Source organism: Pseudoalteromonas gelatinilytica (assembly GCF_001641615.1).
GTDB lineage: Bacteria > Pseudomonadota > Gammaproteobacteria > Enterobacterales > Alteromonadaceae > Pseudoalteromonas > Pseudoalteromonas gelatinilytica.
Genome location: NZ_LRRU01000007.1, coordinates 205615 through 231260, shown reverse-complemented (window position 1 = coordinate 231260; position 25646 = coordinate 205615). Strand labels below are relative to the sequence as shown.

Here is a 25646-nt window from a genome sequence, read left to right as displayed (position 1 = left end):
ACCAGCACCAACTGTACGGCCACCTTCACGGATAGCGAAGCGTAAACCTTCGTCCATCGCGATTGGGCAGATTAACTCTACAGTCATCTTGATGTTGTCACCAGGCATTACCATTTCTACGCCTTCTGGTAACTGTACGTCACCTGTTACGTCAGTTGTACGGAAGTAGAACTGTGGACGGTAACCTTTGAAGAAAGGAGTGTGACGACCACCTTCATCTTTAGAAAGTACGTATACTTCTGAAGTGAATTTAGTGTGTGGCTTGATTGAACCAGGCTTACAAAGTACTTGACCACGCTCAACGTCTTCACGCTTAGTACCACGTAGTAGTGCACCGATGTTCTCACCCGCACGACCTTCGTCTAGAAGCTTACGGAACATCTCAACACCTGTACAAGTTGTCTTCGTAGTTTCTTTGATACCTACGATTTCAACTTCGTCATTCACGTTGATGATACCAGCTTCAACACGGCCAGTTACAACAGTACCACGACCTTGGATTGAGAATACGTCTTCGATAGGCATGATGAATGGCTTATCGATGTCACGCTCTGGCTCTGGGATGTATGAATCTAGCGCTTCTGCTAGTTCAATGATTTTCGCTTCCCATTGCTCTTCGCCTTCTAGTGCTTTAAGAGCAGAACCTTGGATTAGAGGTAAGTCGTCACCTGGGAAATCGTACTCAGAAAGAAGTTCACGAACTTCCATTTCTACTAGCTCAAGTAGCTCTTCGTCATCAACCATGTCACATTTGTTCATGAATACGATGATGTAAGGTACGCCAACCTGACGAGAAAGTAGGATGTGCTCACGAGTTTGTGGCATAGGACCGTCAGTCGCAGCAACTACTAGGATTGCGCCGTCCATTTGAGCAGCACCAGTGATCATGTTTTTAACATAATCGGCGTGTCCTGGACAGTCTACGTGTGCGTAGTGACGAGTTGGAGTATCGTACTCAACGTGTGAAGTTGAGATTGTGATACCACGCTCACGCTCTTCTGGAGCGTTATCGATTGATGCGAAGTCTTTAGCTTGACCACCGTATGCTTTCGCAAGTACGTTTGTGATTGCTGCTGTTAGAGTTGTTTTACCGTGGTCAACGTGGCCGATTGTACCAACGTTTACGTGCGGTTTTACGCGTTCAAACTTTTCTTTTGCCATGACGGAACCTATCAGTTTTGTGTATCTAGATTACATATGAAAATAATCCACCGAGGGTAGATTAATTTAATTTTTTCAAATTTCAAATAGTTTTTTCTGACAGATAAAGGAAGAAATTAAGATGAGTTCTCAAGACTGGTGCTGATAGGCAGATTTGAACTGCCGACCTCACCCTTACCAAGGGTGCGCTCTACCAACTGAGCTATATCAGCAACACCAGAAATCTGGAGCGGGCAGCGGGAATCGAACCCGCATCATCAGCTTGGAAGGCTGAGGTAATAGCCATTATACGATGCCCGCATAGGAACCTGTTCTTAAACTACCTCTAACCGTCAAGAATAAAGTGGTGGAGGGAGCTGGATTCGAACCAGCGAAGGCTGAGCCGTCAGATTTACAGTCTGATCCCTTTGGCCGCTCGGGAACCCCTCCACGAAAATTCTTTACTAAGTCACTTCCGGTAAAAGGAAAGTGGTGCCGACTATCCGAGTTGAACGGATGACCTACTGATTACAAGTCAGTTGCTCTACCAACTGAGCTAAGTCGGCACTGCTTTAGTACGGGGCGAGATTCTAAGGTAAGGTTTATTGTGATGCAACCATAAAATTAAAAAAAATGTGAATTTATGTGTTAAACGCTCACTATTCAGGCAAATTCGCGTTTTTTTACTGCTTTATAGTTAATTCGTGCCAATAATTCAGTCCTTTAAACACGAGCAAGCTGTCAAACTGGGCGTCCAAAAATGCTTCAGCAAGTAATTTGCCGTAACCACCAGCAAATAATAAATGACAATCTTGTTGATTAAGATGCTGTTTTGCCTGCTCGATTGCGCCAATAGTGGCAACCATCGCGCCATTCTTGAGGCCATTTGGCGTATTACGGCCTAAATCAGTCGCAAATGGGGTTTGTCCATCATCAAACACGCGTTGGGTATTCTGGGTAAGTGAAGATGTCATCAAATCAAGGCCTGGTAAAATCCAACCACCTAGATGTGCACCTTCACTATTGAGTACATCAATTGTTGTTGCAGTGCCGGCATCGATAATAATGCAATTTTGCTCGGGGAATTCGACATACGCGGCAATGACAGCCAGCCAACGATCAATTCCTAGATTTTGATACTGCTGATAGGCACAGCTTAACGTGTTTAGCTTTGCACTCACCTGTGCTTCGAAGTAAGGAACGGCGTGTTGCTGCGCCTGTGCTAATAATGGTGCAAGCAGCTCGGTGCTACCCACACAGGCATAAACTAGCTCTTTTATTTGTAGCCAAGGCAAGCTGCTGAGTTCACATGTTTGATAAGCCTTGCCATCAAACAAAACCGCTTTAATGGCGGTATTACCCACATCAACTAACAATTTCATAGCTCTGCCTTACGTAATGAGATTTCACCGCCATAGTAACTTTTTACTTCGCCATCTTGACGAATACGCACGCCACCTTGGTTATCAATACCTTCACAAATACCGCGCCAGCTACGATGTCCAGTATTAAGTTCAACACACTCACCAGCAAATGCGTTTAACTGATTCCACTGTAGATACATATCGTTTAAGCCCGATTGTTGATACTGCGCTAAGCGTTTTTCCAAATAAAAGCATAAATAGGCCACCAGCTTATTTTTGTCTAACCCTTGCACGTGCTGACTTAAGTCGGTCCAAGCTTGGTCTATGTGCTGGCTGGCACTTTCTGGCATATGTAAATTAATACCTATGCCAATAACAAGCTGACAAGGCCCCTGTGGCTGACCATCAAGCTCAACTAATACACCGGCTAATTTTTCGCGGTTTAAATAGATATCGTTGGGCCACTTAAGCTCTATATCCAACTGATATAACGCTTTCAGCGTGTCGTAAACGGCAAGGCCAACAGCAATTGAGACCCCCATGGCAGCTTGTAGACCATCATCCAAGCGCCAAAAATAACTGAAGTATAAGTTTGCACCAAAGGGTGATTGCCACACTCGACCGCGACGCCCCCTTCCTGCCTGCTGCATTTCTGCAACTAACACGCTACCAGAATAAAGAGGAGCATCAGTTTGTAAGCGACGCATTAACTCACTATTGGTTGAGTCAATAATAGGCTGCACTTCAACATTCGCGGTGCAACCACCTAACTCACTATAATGTTGACCGATTTTATCTTTGTTCAGTAAGCCCGCACTATTATTAAGGCAATACCCTTTACCCGTGACTTTGAAAATATCGAGCCCCATTTCCTGCAATGAATGAATATGCTTACCCACTGCTGCACGGCTAATACCTAATTGCTCACCCAATTGCTGACCAGAAATAAAACCACCGGTATTGAGTGCTTGTAAAATAGCGAGTTTATTTCCGTCTGGCGCTTTCATGATGAAGCTCCCAATTCAATGTGACACTCATGATCGGCATTGATCAGTCGCACTTCGTGCTGTAAAGCAATCTGGTATTTTTGCCAAACTTGCTGTTGAACATGGTTTACCATGGCAATTAAATCATCACCTGTACTGTTACCATGGTTTACAAGCACTAACGCTTGCTGCTGATGAACCTCAATACCGGCGACCTTAAAGCCTTTTAACCCAGCTTGCTCAATCAACCACCCCGCCGCAACTTTATGATGTTCAGCATCCACATAGTAGTGAGGTAGCTCAGGGTACTGCTTTAAAAGTAACGCTAGTTGCTCATTACTAATCACTGGGTTTTTGAAAAAACTGCCCGCATTCGCAAGTTCACTGGGGTTTGGTAGTTTACTGTTTCTGGTTGTAATGATTTGCTCAAACACTTGCAGTGGAGAGGGATCTGAAAGCTGTTGCAATGGTCCGTAACTCAGTACTGGCTGCCATTTTTTAGGTAACAGCAGCCCAACTTGGGTGATCACCGCTTTATTTTTCAATGCATGTTTAAAGATAGAGTCTCGATAGCCAAATTGGCATTCGTCTTTAGTTAGGCGCTTTATCGCTTTGGTGGCAATATCAAAGTAGTCGACATAGCTCACAAACTTTTCAAGCTCTACACCGTAAGCTCCTATATTTTGCACTGGTGCAGCACCAACAGTTCCAGGTATTAAAGCAAGGTTTTCAAGCCCAGGCATGTCATTGGCAATAGTCATGGCGACTAATTGATGCCAGTTTTCTCCGGCTGCAATGTGCAATAAAAAGCCATCACTTTGCTGCTCTATATCTATGCCCTTCGTGTTCATATGGATGACAGACCCTTGATAGTCAGATAAAAACACCGTATTGCTGCCTTCGCCTAAAATACAAAAGGGAGACGAAAAGTCTGTGCTTAAAAGCTGATTCACTTCATCAATTTGATAAAAATGCTGGCATTGGCTTGGCAAAGAAAAGGTATGAAAAGATTGCAGGGACTGAGCCACAAAACGCCTCAAAGGTTACCGGTAACTAATCGCATTAGTGTAACCTATCGTCGCAAAATACGCATTAGATTGTAAAAATCACTCAACCCACTGCACTAATCATGTTATAAAACGGGCTCTTTTTCATTTCCGTTCCAGGGTTATTATGAAGTTTAAACCATTACTTTTAAGTCTTGCGATGGCCGGTGCTTGCTCTCAAGCAACTGCAGATGCAATCAGCCAACACACTTACGCAAACTTAGATGACGTAACAACCACTCACCTACTACTAGATTTAGATGTTGATTTTGATGACAAACAACTAGAGGGTTTTGTTGAGCACACGCTAGATTGGCACAATGCGACCAGCAAAACACTTGTTCTTGATACGCGCGATTTAGATATCGACAAAGTAATGTATCAAGATAAAAAAGGCAGCTGGCACAAAGCTGACTTCACCCTTGCTGCACGTGATGACGTGAAGGGCTCAAAATTAACAATTAAATTTAAAAGCCAAGCGGTTAAAGCACGTATTTACTACAACAGCCGCCCAGAAGCTTCAGGTTTGCAGTGGTTAACACCAGAGCAAACAGCCAGTAAGTCACATCCATTTATGTACAGCCAATCACAAGCAATTCATGCTCGTAGTTGGATCCCAGTACAAGATACGCCAGCAATGCGCGTAACTTACTCAGCACGTATTCACACGCCTAAAGACATTCGTGCAGTAATGAGTGCTGACAATAAAGATGCTCTTTATAAAGATGGCGACTACTTATTCGATATGCCACAACCAATTTCGCCATACTTAATCGCAATTGGTGCTGGTAACTTAGAATATAAAGCCATGTCTAAGCAAACAGGTATCTTTGCAGAGCCAACCATTTTAGATGCATCAGTTGCTGAGTTTAACGACACGCAAGCGATGATCGATAAAACGCACGCTATGTACGGCGAATACGCATGGGGTCGTTATGACTTATTAATGCTACCGCCAAGCTTCCCATTTGGTGGCATGGAAAACCCACGTTTATCATTCATCACACCAACGGTTGTTGCTGGCGATAAAAGCTTAGTAAACCTAATTGCTCACGAGCTTGCTCACTCTTGGTCTGGTAACTTAGTGACTAATGCGACGTGGGAAGATTTATGGCTAAATGAAGGTTTCACGTCTTACGTTGAAAACCGCATTATGGAAGAAGTGTTTGGCCGTGACCGTGCAGTGATGGAACAAGCGCTTGATGCAGCAGGTTTACGTGCATTACTTAAAACTCTGCCAGCAGCAGATACGCGTCTTAACTTAAAACTTAATGGCCGCGATCCTGATGATGCATTTAGTTCAGTGCCTTACACCAAAGGTCAACTTTTCTTAATTTATTTAGAAAACAAATTTGGCCGTGACAAGTTCGACCCATTCGTAAAAGGTTACTTTGATCAGTTCTCGTTCAAGTCTCTAACAACAGCTCAATTTGTTACTTACTTAAAAGCAAATCTGATCGACAAATATCCAGGCGTAGTCAGCATGGATAAAGTTAATGAGTGGATCTTTGAGCCTGGTTTACCAAGCGATGCACCAAATCCAACGTCTGATGCTTTCGATAAAGTTGATGCAGTCACCAAAACATGGTTAAACGGTGAGATTAGCGCAGCTCAATTACCAACATCTGATTGGTCAGTTCATGAGTGGCTACATTTCTTAAATAATCTACCTCGCGATTTAAGCATTGAAAAAATGACTGAGCTTGATAACCAATTCAACCTAACACAGTCAACTAATGCTGAGCGTGCTTTCGCATGGTTCATGCTAGCGGTAGGAAATGGTTATCAACCAATTTACCCTGCGCTTGATAAACACCTATCAAGCATCGGTCGCCGTAAATTAATTGTGCCACTATATAAAGCACTTATTAAAAACGGTAAAAAAGACTGGGCACATGATGTGTACTTAAAAGCACGTCCGGGTTACCACCCACTTGCACAAGGTACCGTTGACGACTTATTCGCAAAATAAGTTATCAAACACTAAAAAGGCGCTGCAATCAGCGCCTTTTTTAATAGTTAAAATTAGTTACTTACTTTTTGTAAGAAAGCCCGACGCTCTTCTGGGCTTGCCTGCTGCCACCAAAACTCAAGCATTGCAGCTGCACTTGGCGTATTTTTCAAACCCGCTTGTCCGCCGGGTACTTTTGCAGGCAATGTGACAGGAGTTGCAGTCGCGGGTTTACTACTTGCAACAACAGGAGCAGTTGCTACAGCTTGTACAGGCGCGCTAGCTGCACGATAGCCAATAATAGATAACGGTACAGCAAGCTCACTGCCCTTAGCCTTTAAGCTTACTTGCGGTGATTCGGCAAACACTTCTGCTGCCACTGCATTACTGGCTCGATTAAACACTAGGTCATAGTCTTTGCCACTTTCCACCGTGACCTCAACCCAAAAAGGCTCAGACTCTACGACTTGATGATCATCATAGCCTTGCTCGAAAAGATCGGTGTATTTCATTTTTACTTGGTATGTACCCGGGGCAAGCTCAACGTCATCAACACGACTGAAAAAAGACTGCTCAATAAGGCGATCCCCGACTTGTAAAGGCACAAACTCTTCTGGAAAGTGAATAGTCTCAGCTACACTGCTAAAACTATTAAATAGCATTAACGCACTACTCAGTAATACTAACTTACGCATGTTCACTCCTTGGTTGTTCAACTTGCGGCAGTTTCAGTTTGACACTGCAAATAAAGTTTGTCATTAGTGGGCGGTCATTTAACCACATTTATAAGAGAGCTAAGTATGAGCCAAGAGACTATTTTTACAAAGATTATTAACCGAGAGATCCCTGCAGACATTGTTTATGAAGACGACTTATCTCTTGCTTTTAAAGATATTAACCCACAAGCCCCTTTTCATGTGCTGATCATCCCAAAAACTCAAATAGCAACGATAAATGATGTAACAGAAGAAAATGCCGCTTTAGTCGGTCACTTATATGTAGTGGCAGCAAAACTCGCTAAGCAATTTGGCTTCAGTGAAGACGGTTTTCGCGTCGTAATGAACTGTAATGACCACGGCGGGCAAACCGTGTACCATATACACCTACATATGCTGGCAGGTAAAGAAATGGGCTGGCCTCCTTATCAAGACAAGAAAAAACACGCAATCTAATACTTTGATATGTAAACAACTGTAAAAAGTAGCACAAACATATTATTTTTGGCTATAATGAATATATATCAGTTAGTTAACATATTGCGATTAGTTAACTAACTGTAATTTTTGACACAAAACAGACACAAACTGTACTTTTCCTGCACAACTCTCAGAAATTTCTAATACGAAAGGGGTGGATTGCGTGATAGGATTTAACTGTCAACTTTATTCAAGAGTGTATATATATGAGTAGTTCAGCCTTTTTATTATTAGATCCAGAGCCAATTAATACTATTGGCATTAACGTATTAGAGCCATTGTTAAAAACACAAGGACTAGCAGTGACATCTGGTACTGATATTTCTGAAGTACCAGAAGGAACACGCTTGTTATTTATTGAAACGTCAAGCACAGATCCGTGGGGCAAGTTAAAAGAACAACTAGTTAATCTACGAATGAAATGCGATATCGTATTGTTTAACTTAGATGAAAACCCTGAACTTGCAAACCGTGCTCTTTTAAGTGGTATTCGTGGTGTGTTCTACACAACAGACAATGCTGATGTGTTAATGAAAGGCATTCGTTTATTACTTGAAGATCAACTATGGTATCGCCGCGACATTATGTGTAATGCATTAAATCGTATGTTGCAGTTCAATAAAGACGCACTCCACAAATTGACAGATGGTGACATCGAACCGGTTAAACTTACTAAACGTGAAAAAGCAATTATCTCATTAATGAGTAAAGGTTCGAAAAATAAAGAAATTGCTGAAGATTTAAGCATCAGCCCGCATACAGTTAAAACTCACTTATACAGTGCATTTAGAAAAACTAAATGTCGTAACCGTATCGAGCTATTGTCTTGGGCACAGCAAAATATTCCTGACGAAATTCGCTAAACCAAGCAAAACATCCTACTAGTTAAAACAGACGCAACCGCGTCTGTTTTTGTTTCTGGTTGCTAAACGCAGTAATTGACTTTATTCTCAAACTGATTGCAAAACACCGGAAATACAATGCTCGACTCAGCCACTTTATATTATGCCAGTGCTGCCATGATGGCAGTGATGACCCTTCTTAATTACCTTACATGGCGAACCAATAATAATACTCCGGGCACCTTACTCTATATTTTCTACCCTTTAGTGATGTTTGCATCGGTAATGAGTTTTGCACTGCATGGCCATATCAATAATATTGCTAGTGTTGCTATCGCAAACACCCTACTCTTTAGTGCATCCATTATTCATGTACTCGCGATATGCCAATTTTTAAATGCCAAATGCGTCGGTTTTAAAACCTTTGTTGCGATCACGGTGGTGCTAGCGATGACCATGGTTTACCTTGCCACTGATAGCGCCGAGTTACGTAGTCGAATTTTGGTTTCAGATCTCCAGCATATAATTGAAGCGTTGTTTTTAATGGCATTATTCATTCGAAATGGCCGTAAAAGTTACCCCAATGGCAGTATTGTCTACATCTTAATTCTCAGCATTATTCTGGCGATATTTACAGGCAGAACCTTAATGATGGGAGATGTCACAACAGCTAATCTACTCTCTGCAAATTGGTTTAGTATCACTTTATTTATAAATGGTGTTATTGCGCCGATGTTTTATGCAACCGGTATGGCACTATTATGTAATGAACGCCGCGAGCAAAACCTTAATCAGTTAGCTGAAAAAGCACACAAAGACTTAGAAATTCGTGGCTTATTCTTATCAACTATCAGCCATGAAATACGCACACCGTTAAATGGCATTTTAGGTAGTGCGCAGCTAATCATGAACCAGTCGAGTGATCCACGAGATAAGCCTTATTGCGAAGCAATAATTAATTCAGCTGAGTCACTCAACTTGCTGGTCGATAAAGTACTCGACTACGCCAGCCTAGATCAGCGTGATGAAGCGCTCTACGAAGAAGACGTCGAGTTTAAAACCTGGCTCAATAACCTCTGCCTTTTGCTTAGTCCTTTAGCAGAGCAAAAACACTTAAAGTTTGAACTTATATACAACTTGCCCGATCAAGCATGTTATTACTGCGACCAACAAAAGCTCAGACAAGTTATTATTAACTTAGTGGGTAATGCGATTAAATTTACTGACCATGGCGCAGTAAAAATTCATGTGAAACTGCTCAACGAAGGGCAATTAGATCACCTTGTTCGTGTTAGTGTAATCGACTCAGGCCCAGGTATTGAAGATGAAGAAATTGCCTACCTTACAGAACCTTATGTACAAAGTAGTGCAGGTAAAGAAAAAGGCGGAACAGGCCTTGGCTTAGCGATTACTAGCCGTTTATTAGAAAAATTAGGCAGCAAACTCAATATTGAAAGTGAGCTAAACAAAGGCAGTACTTTCAGTTTTGATATCTCTCTTGCGATTGGTGAGCTCAGCCTCGTTGAGCAGCGCCACCAATCAAAAGATTATGTTACTGGCCTGGACGTGTTATTAGTTGAAGATCTCGATTTAAATCAGAAAATTGCCATTGAATTTATGGCCGATGACGAGCACAAAATCAAGCTTGCAAAAGACGGAACTAGCGCCATTGAACTGATGCAGAAGCATCACTTTGATGTGGTGCTATTGGATATGAACTTACCAGACCTTACTGGTCAAGAAGTGTTGAAAAAGCTCAAAACCATCGACCATTTAAACCAACGAACCCCGGTGTTAGCGTTTACCGCGAGTCTTAGTCCTGATGAAATAAAAGAGTACTTAGCACTTGGTATTAAAGACATTGTTGGCAAACCAATAAAGCAACAAAAACTGCGCCAAGCACTCAGTGACTCACAAAGCAATCAGGCTGCGAGTATTGCCGTTGAGCTGCGCGATACACTCTATGATGAAACAGCCGCTGCCACACTTGTCAGCTCATTCAGTGAAGATGAAGTCTCATCGATTTACAATGAATTTGTACTCTCTGCAAGGAACAAACTCATTCGCTGTCAACAACTCGTTGAAGACGATAAAGATCAGTGTATTAAACTTTTGCACCGCCAAGCTAGCACTGCTTTACAACTAGGCTTTAACCGTTATGGTCTAGAGCTCAAGAAAATTGAGCGTAAGCTACTCGACAACAAACCTTTGAAAGAATCATTAACCGAAGCCTTAGTGCTATGGCAAGAAAGCCTTCAGGCCTACTTGAAGCATGTTAGAAGTGAGTTAGCATAAGAGCTAGCTCTTAACTTTTCGCTTCTAGCGCAAACTAAACCCCGTTTAACCTTGAGCATGATGGCTTAGTTCTACAACTGCGAAAATAATGCCTCTTTCGATCAACTAACGACTGATGTCTAATATCTGACCTCTCGTTCTTTTGAAAGCTAAAACAAAAAACCGCCGTATTTTTCAATACGGCGGTTCTCATTTTTCGAAGCGAAAGACGTTATTAGTCTTTAGCTGCACGGCTCGCACGTTTACGCTCACTTTCAGTTAAGTGACGTTTACGAATACGAATGCTCTCAGGTGTTACTTCTACTAACTCGTCATCATCGATGAACTCAATCGCTTGCTCAAGCGTGTAGTTTAGTGGTGGCGTTAACGTTTGCGCTTCGTCTGTACCAGACGCACGTACGTTTGTTAACTGCTTACCTTTAAGCGCGTTTACTGTTAGGTCGTTATCACGGCTGTGGATACCGATAACCATACCTTCGTAAACTTCAACACCGTGACCGATGAATAACTTACCACGATCTTGAAGGTTGAATAATGCGTTAGTCAGTGCTTTACCTGTTGCGTTAGCAATCATTACACCGTTCTTACGAGCACCGATAGTACCGCCTTTGTACGGACCGTAGTGATCGAACGTATGGTAAAGAAGACCAGAACCTGACGTTAATGTCATGAATTCAGTTTGGAAACCAATTAAGCCACGGCTTGGGATCATAAAGTCCATACGAATACGGCCTTTACCATCTGGAGACATGTCAGTTAGCTCACCCTTACGAAGACCAATTTGTTCCATGATAGAACCTTGGTGCTCTTCTTGACAGTCGATTGTAAGTGTTTCGTATGGCTCTTCTTTTTGACCATCAACTTCACGAAGGATTACTTGTGGACGAGATACAGCAAGCTCGTAACCTTCACGACGCATGTTCTCGATTAAGATACCTAAGTGTAACTCACCACGACCTGAAACACGGAAGCTATCTGGGTTGTCAGTTTCTTCAACACGTAATGCAACGTTGTGAACAAGCTCAGCTTGTAAACGCTCAAGGATGTTGCGTGAAGTTACGAATTTACCTTCTTTACCAGCAAATGGTGATGTGTTTACAGAGAACGTCATTGTTACTGTAGGCTCATCAACGCTTAGCGGTGGTAATGCTTCAACGGTATTTACATCACAGATAGTGTCTGAGATTTTCAGCTCACCAAGACCTGTGATTGCAATGATGTCACCCGCGCCAGCAGATTCTGCTTCATGACGCTCAAGACCTAAGTAACTCATTACTTGGCCAACTTTACCGTTACGCTTAGTACCGTCTGCGCTTACAACAGTAACCTGTTGGTTAGGACGAACAGTACCACGCTTGATACGACCTACACCGATAACACCGATGTATGAGTTGTAGTCAAGCTGAGAAATTTGCATTTGGAAAGCACCTTCAGGATCTGCATCCGGTGGAGATACTTCGTCAACGATCATCTGGAACATTGGTTCCATGTTATCTGATGGCTCGTCTAAATCCATTGTTGCCCAGCCGTTGATAGCTGATGCATAGATTACTTTAAAGTCTAACTGTTCGTCAGTTGCACCTAGGTTATCGAATAAGTCGAAAACTTGGTCCATAACCCAGTCAGGACGTGCACCTGGTTTGTCGATTTTGTTGATTACAACAATCGGCGTTAAACCTTGTGCGAATGCTTTTTGCGTTACGAAACGCGTTTGCGGCATTGGACCTTCTTGAGCATCAACAAGTAGTAATACTGAGTCAGCCATCGAAAGTACGCGTTCTACTTCACCACCGAAGTCGGCGTGTCCTGGGGTGTCTACGATATTGATATGGTAGTCGTTCCAAGAGATAGCAGTGTTCTTAGCTAAAATGGTAATACCACGCTCTTTCTCAATGTCGTTTGAGTCCATTACGCGCTCTTCGTTACCGCCGCGCGTTTCTAATGTGCCTGATTGCTCAAGCAGTTTATCAACCAGAGTTGTTTTACCGTGGTCAACGTGGGCGATAATCGCTATATTTCTTAACTTTTCGATGCTCATATTTTTTCTCAGAGAAATTGAATCTCATTGATCCTGCAAGATCTACGCACTCACCTGCATTTTCACCAGATGTCCCAGCATAGGATTTAAAAGGGCGCATATTATCCCTTAATAATGGCATGGATGAAAGTTTATCCAATATAAATTTATAAACTTTCTTCAGGCTTTTTATAAGTATCTGTTTTATAAATGACAAATTTATGAAAATTAAAGTGAATCTGAACTCAAAACTGGCGAAATTTTAGTTTTTGAACCATATTTTGGCACTAAATCGTGTTTACAACAGACAAATTGGCATGCGCAATTATTGTGCGAATCGCAGTCGCACTTTTTACGCACCAGAATGATCTTTTTACGCACCAAATTAGTGCAAAAAAAGTTAACAAAACCAGAAGGCGTTTACTTTTTACAAGGCTAAACAATGCGTTAAAAACATGGCACGAAACCAGCTTATATAAGTCAAAAGCAATAATGCAGCAAAAATAAAACCCAACAATTGGAGGACACATGTCACAATCGGTTTTAGATTTTATCAAAGAAAATGACGTTAAGTTCATTGATTTACGCTTTACTGATACTAAAGGTAAAGAACAGCATGTTTCTATTCCTCATCATCAAGTTAATGAAGACTTTTTTGAAGACGGAAAAATGTTCGACGGCTCTTCAATTGCTGGTTGGAAAGGTATCAACGAATCAGACATGGTATTAATGCCTGTTCCTGAGTCTGCGAAAATGGACCCATTTTCTGAAGAAGCAACACTAATCATCCGTTGTGACGTAGTTGAACCTTCAACACTTCAAGGTTACGAGCGTGACCCACGTTCTGTTGCAAAACGCGCTGAAGAGTACATGCGTTCTACTGGTATTGCTGACACTGTTTTATTTGGTCCAGAGCCAGAGTTCTTCCTATTTGACGACGTTAAATACAAATCAGACATGTCTGGTTCAATGTACAAAATCGATGACATCGAAGCTTCATGGAACTCTGATAAAGACTACGAAGGTGGCAACAAAGGTCACCGTCCAGGTGTTAAAGGCGGTTACTTCCCGTGTTCACCTGTTGATTCATCACAAGATTGGCGTTCAGCGACTTGTTTAGTTCTTGAAGAACTTGGTCAAGTTGTAGAAGCTCACCACCACGAAGTAGCAACTGCGGGTCAAAATGAGATCGCAACTCGCTTCAATACAATGGTATTAAAAGCTGACGAAATCCAAGAGATGAAATATGTTATCCATAACATGGCTCACTTATATGGTAAAACAGCGACTTTCATGCCTAAGCCAATCGTTGGTGATAACGGTTCTGGTATGCACTGTCACCAATCACTAGGTAAAGATGGCGTGAACATCTTCGCTGGTGACAAGTACGCTGGTCTTTCTGAAGAAGCACTTTACTACATTGGTGGTATCATCAAGCACGCTAAAGCAATCAACGCATTCGCTAACGCGTCAACTAACTCATACAAACGCCTAGTACCTGGCTTCGAAGCACCAGTAATGCTTGCATACTCTGCACGTAACCGTTCTGCTTCAATCCGTATTCCAGTGGTACCGTCTGCTAAAGCACGTCGTATCGAAGTACGTTTCCCTGATCCAACAGCTAACCCATACTTAGCGTTCTCTGCAATGCTTATGGCTGGCCTTGACGGTATCAAAAACAAGATCCACCCTGGCGATGCAATGGACAAAGACTTATACGATCTACCTGCTGAAGAAGCAGCTGAGATCCCACAAGTTGCATCTTCTTTATCTGAAGCACTAGCATCACTTGACGCTGACCGTGAGTTCTTAAAAGCTGGCGGCGTGTTCACTGATGACCTAATCGATGCTTACATCGCGCTAAAAGGCAAAGAAGTTGAAAAACTTAACATGACAACTCACCCAGTTGAGTTCGAAATGTACTACAGCGTGTAATACGCTGTAGCAGAATTATCTAAAGATAATAAATGTGTGTTCTCAAGCCCGCTCCGCGGGCTTTTTTAATGGTAATTGAGCGGGTTCTACTCTACAGTTTTAGTTAGATTAAAAAATGCAGGGTTGCAGGGTGAAAAGCACAACTTTATTGGTACTATCGCTGATTTTTCTAAGCTTTTTTAGCTATGGCGCAGCGCAAAAAGTCTATTCTTGGAAAGATAAGAACGGCGTTTTAGTATTTTCTGATACACCACGACCTGGTGCGACAGAAGTAAAGATGAACACCCAAAACCTGACCATGCCAGCTACCGACACCAGCATACTTTATAGCGCCCCAAGCGCAATGCCAGTCAAATTTAACGTCAGTATTTCATCACCAGCAAATGAAGCAACCGTAAGAGAAAATACCGGCTCTGTGTACGTTACTGCACGCATTAGCCCTCGCTTCGAAAATGGCTTTAAAGTACAACTTTTATTTGATGGCTCAGCCCATGGTGCACCAAGTAATAGCACGACCTTTGCACTAAGAGAGGTCGAGCGAGGTGAACACACATTACAAGCCAAACTTTATGATGCGAATAATAAACTCGTTTCGGTTAGCCCAGTCAGCACCTTTTTTATGCATAGAACATCGATTTATGGCGGAAACTAAAATTTTCGATATAACGTCTCTTAATGTAAAAAGAGTATGCTAAGCTGCACTTAATCGCAACGCACTAAAATGGTGCAATCATGCTCAGTGAAACACACTTTAATTCTGAATTACTCGACAGTATTTGGAAAAATTTAAGTACTGCCGTCATTTTACTCGACCGAGATTTTAAGCTGGTTTATGCAAACGATAGCGCCAGTGAGCTTTTAGGTTTAGGTCCAAAACGCATTATCAACCAACCGTTCGATAACCTATTTAATTACCACTCAATAGACTTAAAACGCATTGCCCAATATTCGTTATTCGATGGTGTCGATTGCCACCAGCACAGGGCTGACGTGGTGTTCGTTGATTCTCGCCACGCGAAATTAACCATTAGTACGCGCAGAATTAGTAACAACGATGACAATTATATTCTGTTCGAATGTCGTCAAATGGACGATGAAATTCGCCACGATCAAGCCTCTAATCAAATGCACCAATATCAAGCTGCACGTAATTTAATTCGTGGTTTAGCACATGAAATTAAAAATCCTTTAGGTGGAATTCGCGGAGCGGCGCAATTATTGCAGTATGAGGTTGATCAGCAAGAACGAGATCAATGTGCCGAATTAATCATTGAACAAGCAGACCGTTTACGTGAGCTTGTTGACCGCTTGCTTGGTCCGAATCAATTGCCACATAAATCTTATGGCAACATTCACCAAGCCTTAGAGTCAGTGATTAAACTGAGCATGTTAGATAACAATGCCAATATCACTTTAGTGAAAGACTACGATCCAAGTATACCGAGCGTGTACATAGACCAAGGTAAAATCCAGCAAGTGGTACTGAACATTATTCGTAATGCACAACAGGCACTCGTTGATGGTGGCGAGATAAGAATAAAAACCCGCATCAACCATCAACACAGGCGACCAGGTAAGGCACCGAAGAAAACCTTGCTGATCCAAATTTCGGATAACGGCCCGGGAATAGACAAAAGTTTACGTGAAACCTTGTTCTACCCAATGATCACCAATAAAGAAAATGGATCAGGGCTTGGTTTATCCATAGCGCAAACCTTGGTTGACCAACATGATGGCCACATTGATTGTGACAGTTGGCCAGGCCATACAGAATTTAATATCTATTTGCCTTTTACGGATTAATGGTTTTTTGGAGTAGTCATGAAAACAGTCTGGTTAGTTGATGATGATGCCTCTATCCGCTTTGTATTAGAAAAAGCGTTGGCACGTGCAGGATTTGAAACTGAAAGCTATGCAAATGCACAAGACGTGCTGAATGCATTAAAGTTTAGCCAGCCAACGGTACTGGTATCCGATGTGCGCATGCCTGGCATGGATGGCATGGCGTTACTTGAAACCATTGCCGAGCAAAATCCTGGCTTACCAGTGATAATCATGACCGCTCACTCAGACTTAGATTCTGCGGTAAATGCCTTCCAAAAAGGGGCATTTGAGTACCTCGCTAAGCCGTTCGATTTAGACGAAGCTGTTGCGCTGGTAGAAAGCGCCTGTCGTGCTAACTCAACGAAGAAAACTAAACGCAAACAAGCACCACAAACCAATGCGCATATCATAGGTGAAGCACCTGCAATGCAAGAGGTATTTCGCGCGATTGGTAAATTATCAGCATCAAGCATGAGCGTGCTGATTAACGGTGAGTCGGGAACAGGTAAAGAGCTTGTTGCTAGTGCCCTGCATAACCACAGCCCTCGTAAAGAAAACCAGTTTATTGCTCTGAATATGGCTGCCATTCCTAAAGAATTGGTCGAGTCAGAATTATTCGGTCACGAAAAAGGGGCATTCACCGGAGCCGACAGCATTCGTAAAGGCCGCTTTGAACAAGCGAATGGTGGCACTTTATTTTTAGATGAAATTGGGGATATGCCACTCGACGTTCAAACGCGTTTGTTACGCGTGTTAGCCGATGGTGAGTTTTACCGCGTGGGCGGCCATCAAAGTATTAAAGTTGATGTACGTATTATTGCGGCAACGCACCAAAACCTCGAAGACTTGGTTAAACAAGGCAAGTTTCGTGACGACTTATTTCATCGCCTAAACGTGGTGCGTTTACGCTTACCAGCACTACGTGAGCGTACTGAAGATATTGAACGTCTGGCACAGCACTTTTTACATAAAAGCGCCAAAGAGCTGCAAGTTGAAAGCAAGATTTTAAGCCCTAAAGCCACTGAGCAACTGCGCTTATTTAACTGGCCTGGTAACGTGCGCCAACTAGAGAACACCTGTCGCTGGTTAACAGTTATGGCGCCGGGTGAGCTTATAAGTGAACAAGATTTACCGCCAGAAATCGTCGCTGTCACACCCATTGAGCAAGAAGGTGATTGGCTGGATGCATTTCAACAATGGCTTAATCTGGAACTTAAACAAGGCAAAGAAAATATTTGGCCAGCCATTCAAGCACAACTTGAAACTCGCTTGATTAAAACGGCATTAGCCAATTGTGCTGGGCACAAGCAAGAAGCTGCGGTGAAAATTGGTTGGGGCCGCAATACATTGACCCGCAAGCTAAAAGAGCGCAATATTAGCTAATTTCGCGCTATACCCATGTGAGTCAATGAAGTTAATCGAGCACATTCCACTAATTAAACAAATGGAAATCATTAACAGGTTGTCGTTCTTTAGAGAGTTTTCTCTCAGTGAACGGCAGGTGTTGTTAGAGTCATTTAGTCATTTGTATTTAGTCAAACAAGGCCGCGCTGTTTTCAAGCAATACGATACTGATAAACGACTTTATATTGTGCTAAGCGGCTCACTGATGGTGTTCAAACAAAGCCACTTACTCGAACTTGGCACCATTGAACCCGGTGAATTTATCGGAGAAGGTGCTTTTATCAATAACCGCGAGCACAGTACCAGTGCACGCGCAAAAGTTGATACCATTTTGTTAGCTATCACCCCTGAAGCACTTACCCGCTTACCGAATGTGATCCGCGAGAAAATTAAAGATCGCATCATCGAAGGCATGAGTGAACGCATTACTAAGTTAAGCACATACCTTGAGTCGCGTAGTTAGTCCATATACACAATTTGTAATGAGCAATTTAACCAACTTGGGCTATTAACGCGTGCCGTGTAACGATAGGTATCTGATGGTTTCATACCAAATGGGGTACTCACTTCTGGCGTTAAATGGCTGTAGCTTTGCGAATAGTTTTTATAATAAATGACTAAATAGCCGTATAAGTAATCCCACTCCAATGAGACTCGTCTACCACTTGCTAGATTAAACTCGGCCTGTTTATCACTAAATGTAACTGCAAGGCCATTAAACTTATCCTCAACGCAACCGGTTGTGATGACTCGAGCCGGCATAGTAAAACCGGTTAAGCCATTTTTTGCTCGTAAGTAAAAACCTATATTGCCTTGATTGTAAAAGTGATTAGCGTCTGTGGTGTATTTAATTTCAGCTTGATAACCCAGCCTCTGCATAATTTCTGCAAGTTGCTCGGTTTCATGAGTGAGAATTTTATCGCTCGATAACATTAAGGTTGCATCAGCAAAGTCTCTAGGAATAGGTAGCTTTGTGTATTCATAAGGTAAGCTTTGCTTCGTTAAAGCTTGCTCTAATGTGAGCAGCTGTTGTTCATCAAGGTTTTCAGTGTATACGTAGACTGTTGGTTGCTGACAACCTGCCAAAATTAAAAATATGGCTGCTGAAATTATCCTTTTCATTGTTTTTCTCACTTTGGATTACAGGTGTAGTCTAAAGTGAGAAAAACAATAAATCAATTAATTAAGATGTTTTTTTAGCCAACTATTAACACTTTGACGGGTATATAGAATATCTTTAAATAAACGGTGGGTTTGATGCTGGAGCAGCTTTTCTTTATTTGTTTCCCCTGAACTCAGCTGGCTATGATTATCATTAAATCGCGAAATTAACGCAAAACCTTGTTCTGACTTTTCAGGCTGAGACTTAATTGTTTGTGTTAACAAAGCTCGCACATCATCTGCAGCAAGCAGAGACGAATCTTGCAAACCCATTAACTCTTTTCTTAGCGCTGTTCTTACGCCCATTACAACTTCTCCTGAACGAATTAAAAAATGAAACGGACATGCATTTAGCAATTTGTACACCAATTCCAAACGCGCGCAGTGTACCCAGTAAATACTGCAGTTTTTTTACTGTTTGTAAAAATTTCAGATTATTTATTGCTGTAAATTTTAACCGCTTGAAGAGCTTAAAAATTTAATCTTGGTTCAATTGAGTGCTAGGCTTTATAATGGCTGCGATTGAATTAAGAGAGACCAACATGAACGAAGATTTCATCGAAATTGAACTAGAAGAAGAGCCAATAGAGCTATGTAACTTGCTAAAAGTGCTCGACCTAGTCGAAACAGGCGGCCAAGCAAAAGCCTTAATTGGTGAAGGTTATGTTGGGGTTAACTATGAAATTTGTACAATAAAACGGAAAAAATTATACAGTGGTGACGTGCTTGCATTTGATGGTGAGCTGTTCCAACTGACATTAAGCGAAGATGCAACACCAAATCCTCGCCCACCAGAACCAGTACAAAAAGCACAACCACAAAGCGCTGAAGAAGCGCCAAAAAAATCAAAGCGTAAACGTACTAAAAAGCCAAAAGTGGACGAAAAAACCGGCCGTCGCCCTATCTCTTTTGGTTAACTAGAGCTTGCTTAGTTAACATAAATCACCTTTAATTGAATGTGATAATAACAACAATAAAAGGTGATTTATGAACCCTCCAGCTTGGCTCAAGCCACTTGCTTGGGCAGCCCTTGTGTGGAATCTTTTAGGTGTCATTGCATTTGTAATGCAGCTGTTGATCACACCCGAAATGATTAGCCAACTCCCTGAAGCACAACAAGCCGCATACCGCGACATCCCGCTCTGGTCAACGGCTGCCTTTGCGATAGCCGTGTTTGCAGCCAGTTTCGCGAGCATTCTATTACTCGCCAAAAAAGCGCTTGCGCGCGAGCTATTTTTAATCTCGTTTATCGCTGTCTTAGTCCAGCAATATTATAATTTTGTGGTGATAGATAGCCTTGCCATGTTTGGTACCAGCGCATTAGCAATGCCACTGTGTGTGATCGTTATTGGCTTACTATTACTGTTTATTAGCCATAAAGGTAAACAACAAAATTGGCTCAACTAAAAACACTTATTTATGAGGGTAGTTTAAAGTAACTACCCTTTTATCTGTCCCTCCCCCTTGAAATAAATCACATCGGCAGCAACTATATTAGATAGCATATTTTTTCATCAGCTAGATGAATATCTCAGCTGGTATTAAGTTTGCAATAACACTGTGTCTATTTCGAAAAGGAAACAACAAAGCAAGCCAAATTGCTTGCTCAAACCACAGGGGCAAATAATGAATAACAGTTTTGATACCCAAAAACAGCTTACGATTAATGGTGAGCAATATCATATTCACTCTTTACAAGGTTTAGGCGACAAAGCAAAACGTCTGCCATTCTCATTAAAAATCTTACTTGAAAACCTGTTGCGCAATGAAGATGGCGTCAATATTAAAAAGCAAGATATCGATGCCTTATTAAACTGGGATCCACAAGCTAAACCATCTGCAGAAGTCGCATTTACGCCTGCTCGCGTTGTCATGCAAGACTTTACAGGTGTTCCCGCCATTGTTGATTTAGCCGCGATGCGTGATGCCATGGAAAAACTCGGTGGCGATCCTGCGAAGATAAACCCATTGTCACCTGCTGAGCTGGTAATTGATCACTCTGTGCAAGTTGATGGTTACGGTGAAGATGGTTCTTTCGACTTAAATGCGAAACTTGAATATGAGCGCAACAAAGAGCGTTACGAATTTTTACGCTGGGGGCAAACCGCCTTCGATAACTTGAAGGTCGTACCTCCCGCTACCGGCATCGTACACCAAGTTAATTTAGAATATTTAGCCCGTGTGGTATTTAACGATAGTAAAAATGGGAAATCACTCGCTTACCCAGATACCCTAGTCGGAACCGATTCGCACACCACCATGATCAATGGTCTTGGGGTACTTGGCTGGGGTGTGGGTGGTATTGAAGCAGAAGCCGCAATGCTTGGTCAACCAATCAGCTTACTCATTCCACAAGTCGTTGGCTTTAAGCTCAATGGTCGCCTACCAGAAGGCACAACGGCAACTGACCTTGTGTTAACCGTCACAGAAATGCTGCGTAAGCATGGCGTAGTGGGTAAATTTGTTGAGTTTTATGGTGATGGTCTTGCTGATTTACCACTTGCAGACCGTGCAACTATCGCAAACATGGCACCAGAATATGGAGCAACCTGCGGTATTTTCCCAATTGATGATGAAACCATTAGCTACCTGCGTTTAACTAACCGCGATGACAAACAACTTAAACTCATCGAGGACTATGCAAAACATCAAGGCTTGTGGCGTAACCCTGGCGATGAAGCTCATTATACAGACACACTCGAGTTATCCCTTGATGATGTGGTGCCGAGTCTTGCAGGCCCTAAACGCCCGCAAGATAGAATCGCCCTTGACAAAGCAGGTAAAATTATTGGTGAGCACTTGAAAGGCTTCCAAGATGAGCGCATGCAACACCGTGATAAAAGCGATGCCCAAGAAGCGCGCATTGAAGACGAAGGCCCAACAACCAACCCTGATGAGCCAGTAAACGAAGCACAATATATGGGTGCGGCTAAAGTTAATTTTAAAGGCGAACAGTTTGAGCTGAAAGACGGTGCGTGTGTCATTGCTGCAATTACGAGCTGTACAAACACTTCAAACCCTAGTGTTATTTTAGCGGCAGGCTTAGTGGCTAAAAAAGCCAAGCAATTAGGCTTAAAGGTGAAGCCATGGGTTAAAACCTCACTTGCTCCGGGCTCTCAAGTAGTGACTGATTACTTGAAAAAAGCCGACTTGATGGATGATTTAGATGCCTTAGGCTTTAACCTTGTTGGTTATGGTTGTACAACCTGTATTGGTAACTCAGGGCCTTTAGCTGATGAAATCAGTGAAGCAATTCAAAAGCATAAACTGGTTGTCAGCTCTATTTTATCGGGTAACCGTAACTTTGAAGGCCGTATTCACCAAGATGTGAAAATGAACTTCTTAGCCTCACCACCCCTTGTGGTTGCATACGCAATTGCGGGTCGTACAGATATCGACGTGTATAACGAACCGCTTGCGCAAGACCCAAATGGTAATGACATTTATCTAAAAAATATTTGGCCAAGTGTTAGTGAAGTAAACGAACTCGTCCGTGAAACCGTGACCAAAGAAATGTTCGCATCAAGCTATGGCAATGTGTATCAAGGCGATGATCGATGGCAGAAAATTCAAATTCCTGATGGCAAACTTTATGATTGGGATGATGCGTCAACCTACATCAAAAAAGCGCCATTCTTTGATGGTATGGAAATTGAGCCTCCAGGCATTCCGAGTATTAGTGGTGCACGCTGTTTGGCAAAATTAGGTGACTCAGTAACCACTGACCACATCTCGCCAGCAGGTGCAATTAAAGCAGATGCCCCAGCAGGTCTTTACTTGCAAGAGCACGGTGTGCAAAAAGCACAATTTAACTCGTATGGTTCGCGTCGTGGTAACCACGAAGTGATGATGCGAGGTACCTTTGCTAATGTGCGTTTACGTAATCTATTAGCACCGGGTACCGAAGGCGGTGTGACCCGTATGCAGCCAAGCGATGAGCTTGCCAGCATTTATGATGCTGCGATGCAATATCAGCAAGATGGCACGCCACTGATTATTTTAGCGGGTGCGGAATATGGCACGGGCTCATCACGCGACTGGGCTGCTAAAGGTTCACTTTTACTTGGTGTTAAAGCCGTTATTGCACAAAGCTATGAGCGTATTCACCGTTCAAACCTGATTGGTATGGGTGTTTTACCCCTACAATTTAAAGAAGGTGAGAGCTATGAGTCATTGGGTCTAACGGGTCAAGAGTCATTCGACTTTGAAGGCTTATATGACAAAACCAATGAAGTCAGTGTGATTGCGACCAACAGTGAAGGCAAACAAATTAGCTTTAGTGTTGATGTGCGTATAGATACCCCGAAAGAGTGGGATTACTACAAACACGGCGGTATTTTACAGTATGTACTGCGTAATATGCTGGCTGAGCAGTAATTGCTGTTAAGTTAACTAAGGGGCTGAATTTTCAGCCCCTTTTTTGTTTAAAACACCAGTAATACCAATCCGCAATAATACTTAATCATTTTGAGGGATAAAACCTGTCGCTACCTGCGTTAAAAATTTCTGATTTAGAACAAACTAAATAACGAAATTTTTGCCTTGTTATCAACGAGGTTTTATTGCCTCAAAATAGACCACTTAATTAAGCGAATTGGTATAAATTACAGTTTAGAGCAACACACTTATTTACAAAAAATGAAAAGCACATAAAAATCAGCATGTTAAAATTGGACCATAGTTTGCAACTGCTAACCAGATAACAACCATAATAATTTTGGAATCCCTATGACTATTGCATCATTCAAACGCGCAATTTGCGCAACGGCCATCTCATCAAGTTTATTATTAACAGGCTGTGTTATTCATGTCTCTCCGGGTCAAATCGCAGAACAAAAACAACAAGACTTAAGCGTATCCGCTGCCAATATCAGCGAATTAAAAATTGATGCTGAAGCCGGTTCACTGATCATCAAAGGCGACAGCAACGCCACGGCTATCACAGTGAATGCTAATATCTATGCGGCTAAAGGCGATGAAACTTATACGCTAACCCTCGAAAAGCAGGGCGACACGGCTGAGCTTATCAGTAAGCTCAATAATGGTAGCTTATCGTTTTACAGTGGCTCATCACCTCATATTGATTTAATTGTCTCTGTACCTAGTAACCTTAAACTAGATATCGATGATGACTCAGGTGATATCGTGATACGTGCGATGCAAAACGATATCAGCATTGATGATGACTCAGGATCAATTGTGATCGAAGGGGGTCGCACTATTAATATTGATGATGACTCGGGCGATATACGCATTAGCAATGTCAGCGGCAATATCAGCATTGAAGACGATTCTGGCTCAATTATGATAGACCAAGGCCAAGGGCGTATTGATATTGAAGATGACTCTGGTGATATCCGCATCGAAAACAGCCAAGGCCCTGCACGTATTATTGATGAATCAGGTAGTATCAGCGTTAAAACATTGGCTGGTGCGCTTACTATCGAAGATGGCTCTGGTGATATAGATGTAAGACAAATCAAAGGGCTGGTTACCATTACCGATGGCTCTGGCAGTATTTATGTTAATGACACCCTCGGCCTCACAATTATCGAAGCGGGTTCCGGTGATTTAAGTATCGATAACATCAACGGCCCAGTAAAATTGGACAAATAACCGACAATTGCTTGATTTAGAACAATCCTATTAATGACAACAGCACCTACACTTTAATTAAGGCTAAAGTGAGGTGCTTGTATGACTGAACAAACCATCATTCGAATCTTAAAAACCTTTATTATTTTAGGTATTTGCCTAATTATTTTGGGGCATTCTTTATTAGCTGGTAATTACTTAGGTGATAGCATGGGTGTGCATGGCATTATGATCAGCGCAGCGTGCATTGCTGTTGGTGTGCTGTTCTCTTTGCCCACCAAAATTTATCTCACTATTTTACTGATGAAAATGGAAAGCGATCTCACAGCACAGGACAAGCAAAGCTAATTCCCACCTTGCTCTTTGAGCTGTTGCTCAAGTTGCTTGTTACGTTGCTCCATAAGCTGTTTTACTTGCTCAGCATCTTGCATCATCTTTTGTACATTTTTAGGGTCGTATACCCCAAGCACCGAAGATGTTTCGTTAGTTTTAACTGTTGCTGCTTGCTTCTCATCAGCTTGAAATGTCTCTGCCGGTAACACAGTTATGTCGTTAGGATCTAAACTTACCGCAGTACTAACGTAATTAGGGTGAGGGGCATCAGCATAGTGCCACTGACCATGTTCATCTTGCCATTTATACACCACGACAGGTGCATTTGCGTCTTTGCTCAAGCTCAACTTCTCAGTGAGCTTTTTTGCTTGGCTGGTAAGTGTATCGGCACTTTGCGAAGCAAAATCACTCACATCACCACTTACTTTTTCTGAGTAACGCTCGAACATGCTCAGCTCTAGGTAAGGTTTTCCGTCTGGCTTTTTAATGTAAAACAGCAGGGCAACACTGGTCAGTAGCAACATAACCGCAAGATAACAAAAACGCTTAATCATTCC

The 25646-nt window shown here is 42.3% G+C and carries 23 protein-coding genes and 4 tRNA genes; 14 read left to right on the top strand and 13 right to left on the bottom strand.

Annotated elements, in window-relative coordinates:
• From tuf to murB, 8 genes are all read right to left on the bottom strand, one after another.
• Positions 1 to 1161, bottom strand: a 1161-nt coding sequence (gene tuf / locus NH153_RS03830) for an elongation factor Tu (protein ID WP_063700719.1), incomplete at its 3' end; no start/stop codon positions are given.
• Positions 1162 to 1297: 136 nt separating this feature from the next.
• Positions 1298 to 1373 (bottom strand) — tRNA-Thr (locus NH153_RS03825).
• A 13-nt stretch (positions 1374 to 1386) separates the two neighbouring features.
• Positions 1387 to 1461 (bottom strand) — tRNA-Gly (locus NH153_RS03820).
• 44 nt (positions 1462 to 1505) lie between these two features.
• A tRNA-Tyr gene (locus tag NH153_RS03815) sits at positions 1506 to 1590 on the bottom strand.
• A 40-nt stretch (positions 1591 to 1630) separates the two neighbouring features.
• A tRNA-Thr gene (locus NH153_RS03810) sits at positions 1631 to 1706 on the bottom strand.
• Positions 1707 to 1823: 117 nt separating this feature from the next.
• Complete coding sequence (locus NH153_RS03805) at positions 1824 to 2522, bottom strand: type III pantothenate kinase (RefSeq protein WP_063701113.1); 699 nt, start codon at positions 2520 to 2522, stop codon at positions 1824 to 1826.
• The gene (gene birA, locus NH153_RS03800) at positions 2519 to 3511 is read right to left on the bottom strand and encodes a bifunctional biotin--[acetyl-CoA-carboxylase] ligase/biotin operon repressor BirA (RefSeq protein WP_063701111.1); all 993 of its coding nucleotides are present in this window, start codon (positions 3509 to 3511) and stop codon (positions 2519 to 2521) included. The genes NH153_RS03805 and birA overlap by 4 nt, the downstream gene beginning before the upstream one ends.
• The gene (murB, locus tag NH153_RS03795) at positions 3508 to 4518 is read right to left on the bottom strand and encodes a UDP-N-acetylmuramate dehydrogenase (RefSeq protein ID WP_063701108.1); all 1011 of its coding nucleotides are present in this window, start codon (positions 4516 to 4518) and stop codon (positions 3508 to 3510) included. The genes birA and murB overlap by 4 nt, the downstream gene beginning before the upstream one ends.
• A 145-nt stretch (positions 4519 to 4663) precedes the next feature.
• On the opposite strand from murB, the gene NH153_RS03790 reads away from it, so the two are divergent.
• Positions 4664 to 6508, top strand: coding sequence for a M1 family metallopeptidase (locus tag NH153_RS03790; RefSeq protein WP_063701106.1), 1845 nt, complete (start codon positions 4664 to 4666; stop codon positions 6506 to 6508).
• Between the two features lie 53 nt (positions 6509 to 6561).
• On the opposite strand, the gene NH153_RS03785 is transcribed toward NH153_RS03790, so the two are convergent.
• Positions 6562 to 7182, bottom strand: a complete 621-nt coding sequence (locus NH153_RS03785) for a DUF2057 domain-containing protein (RefSeq protein WP_063701104.1) — start codon at positions 7180 to 7182, stop codon at positions 6562 to 6564.
• Positions 7183 to 7287: 105 nt separating this feature from the next.
• On the opposite strand from NH153_RS03785, the gene NH153_RS03780 reads away from it, so the two are divergent.
• The 3 genes from NH153_RS03780 (at position 7288) to NH153_RS03770 (ending at position 10820) form a co-directional block, all read left to right on the top strand.
• Entirely contained in the window at positions 7288 to 7659 is a 372-nt protein-coding gene (locus tag NH153_RS03780; RefSeq protein ID WP_063701102.1) for a histidine triad nucleotide-binding protein, read from the top strand.
• Positions 7660 to 7889: 230 nt separating this feature from the next.
• A complete protein-coding gene (locus NH153_RS03775; protein ID WP_063701100.1) occupies positions 7890 to 8546 on the top strand; it encodes a helix-turn-helix transcriptional regulator in 657 nt (218 codons plus the stop codon).
• Between the two features lie 117 nt (positions 8547 to 8663).
• Positions 8664 to 10820: an ATP-binding protein gene (locus NH153_RS03770; protein ID WP_063701098.1), complete on the top strand. Its 2157-nt coding sequence runs from the start codon at positions 8664 to 8666 to the stop codon at positions 10818 to 10820.
• A 214-nt stretch (positions 10821 to 11034) separates the two neighbouring features.
• On the opposite strand, the gene typA is transcribed toward NH153_RS03770, so the two are convergent.
• Positions 11035 to 12858, bottom strand: coding sequence for a translational GTPase TypA (gene typA, locus NH153_RS03765; RefSeq protein ID WP_063701096.1), 1824 nt, complete (start codon positions 12856 to 12858; stop codon positions 11035 to 11037).
• Between the two features lie 507 nt (positions 12859 to 13365).
• On the opposite strand from typA, the gene glnA reads away from it, so the two are divergent.
• The 5 genes from glnA (at position 13366) to NH153_RS03735 (ending at position 18463) form a co-directional block, all read left to right on the top strand.
• Entirely contained in the window at positions 13366 to 14772 is a 1407-nt protein-coding gene (gene glnA / locus NH153_RS03755; RefSeq protein WP_063701091.1) for a glutamate--ammonia ligase, read from the top strand.
• A 130-nt stretch (positions 14773 to 14902) separates the two neighbouring features.
• Positions 14903 to 15424, top strand: coding sequence for a DUF4124 domain-containing protein (locus tag NH153_RS03750; protein WP_240494349.1), 522 nt, complete (start codon positions 14903 to 14905; stop codon positions 15422 to 15424).
• Positions 15425 to 15504: 80 nt separating this feature from the next.
• Entirely contained in the window at positions 15505 to 16575 is a 1071-nt protein-coding gene (gene glnL, locus NH153_RS03745; protein WP_063701086.1) for a nitrogen regulation protein NR(II), read from the top strand.
• Between the two features lie 18 nt (positions 16576 to 16593).
• Entirely contained in the window at positions 16594 to 17979 is a 1386-nt protein-coding gene (gene ntrC, locus NH153_RS03740) for a nitrogen regulation protein NR(I) (RefSeq protein WP_063701083.1), read from the top strand.
• Positions 17980 to 18004: 25 nt separating this feature from the next.
• A complete protein-coding gene (locus NH153_RS03735) occupies positions 18005 to 18463 on the top strand; it encodes a cyclic nucleotide-binding domain-containing protein (protein WP_063701080.1) in 459 nt (152 codons plus the stop codon).
• On the opposite strand, the gene NH153_RS03730 is transcribed toward NH153_RS03735, so the two are convergent.
• Together NH153_RS03730 and NH153_RS03725 are read right to left on the bottom strand one after the other, a co-directional pair.
• A complete protein-coding gene (locus NH153_RS03730) occupies positions 18460 to 19122 on the bottom strand; it encodes a hypothetical protein (RefSeq protein ID WP_063701078.1) in 663 nt (220 codons plus the stop codon). The genes NH153_RS03735 and NH153_RS03730 overlap by 4 nt on opposite strands.
• Positions 19123 to 19179: 57 nt before the next feature.
• Positions 19180 to 19467 (bottom strand): hypothetical protein, encoded by a 288-nt coding sequence (locus tag NH153_RS03725; RefSeq protein WP_054552385.1) that lies wholly within the window; start codon positions 19465 to 19467, stop codon positions 19180 to 19182.
• Positions 19468 to 19703: 236 nt separating this feature from the next.
• Between NH153_RS03725 and NH153_RS03720 the strand changes: the two genes are divergently transcribed.
• The 5 genes from NH153_RS03720 to NH153_RS03700 all read left to right on the top strand — a co-directional run bounded on the left by NH153_RS03720 (position 19704) and on the right by NH153_RS03700 (position 25104).
• The gene (locus NH153_RS03720) at positions 19704 to 20078 is read left to right on the top strand and encodes an RNA-binding S4 domain-containing protein (RefSeq protein WP_054563502.1); all 375 of its coding nucleotides are present in this window, start codon (positions 19704 to 19706) and stop codon (positions 20076 to 20078) included.
• Positions 20079 to 20148: 70 nt separating this feature from the next.
• On the top strand, positions 20149 to 20568 hold the full coding sequence (locus NH153_RS03715) for a hypothetical protein (protein ID WP_063701076.1): 420 nt from the start codon (positions 20149 to 20151) through the stop codon (positions 20566 to 20568).
• A gap of 219 nt (positions 20569 to 20787) precedes the next feature.
• Complete coding sequence (gene acnA / locus NH153_RS03710; RefSeq protein ID WP_063701074.1) at positions 20788 to 23538, top strand: aconitate hydratase AcnA; 2751 nt, start codon at positions 20788 to 20790, stop codon at positions 23536 to 23538.
• 351 nt (positions 23539 to 23889) lie between these two features.
• Positions 23890 to 24777: a DUF4097 family beta strand repeat-containing protein gene (locus NH153_RS03705; protein ID WP_063701072.1), complete on the top strand. Its 888-nt coding sequence runs from the start codon at positions 23890 to 23892 to the stop codon at positions 24775 to 24777.
• Positions 24778 to 24858: 81 nt separating this feature from the next.
• Positions 24859 to 25104 (top strand): hypothetical protein, encoded by a 246-nt coding sequence (locus NH153_RS03700; protein WP_063701070.1) that lies wholly within the window; start codon positions 24859 to 24861, stop codon positions 25102 to 25104.
• On the opposite strand, the gene NH153_RS03695 is transcribed toward NH153_RS03700, so the two are convergent.
• Positions 25101 to 25643: a DUF4124 domain-containing protein gene (locus NH153_RS03695; RefSeq protein WP_082873982.1), complete on the bottom strand. Its 543-nt coding sequence runs from the start codon at positions 25641 to 25643 to the stop codon at positions 25101 to 25103. The genes NH153_RS03700 and NH153_RS03695 overlap by 4 nt on opposite strands.
• Positions 25644 to 25646: the final 3 nt, after the last annotated feature.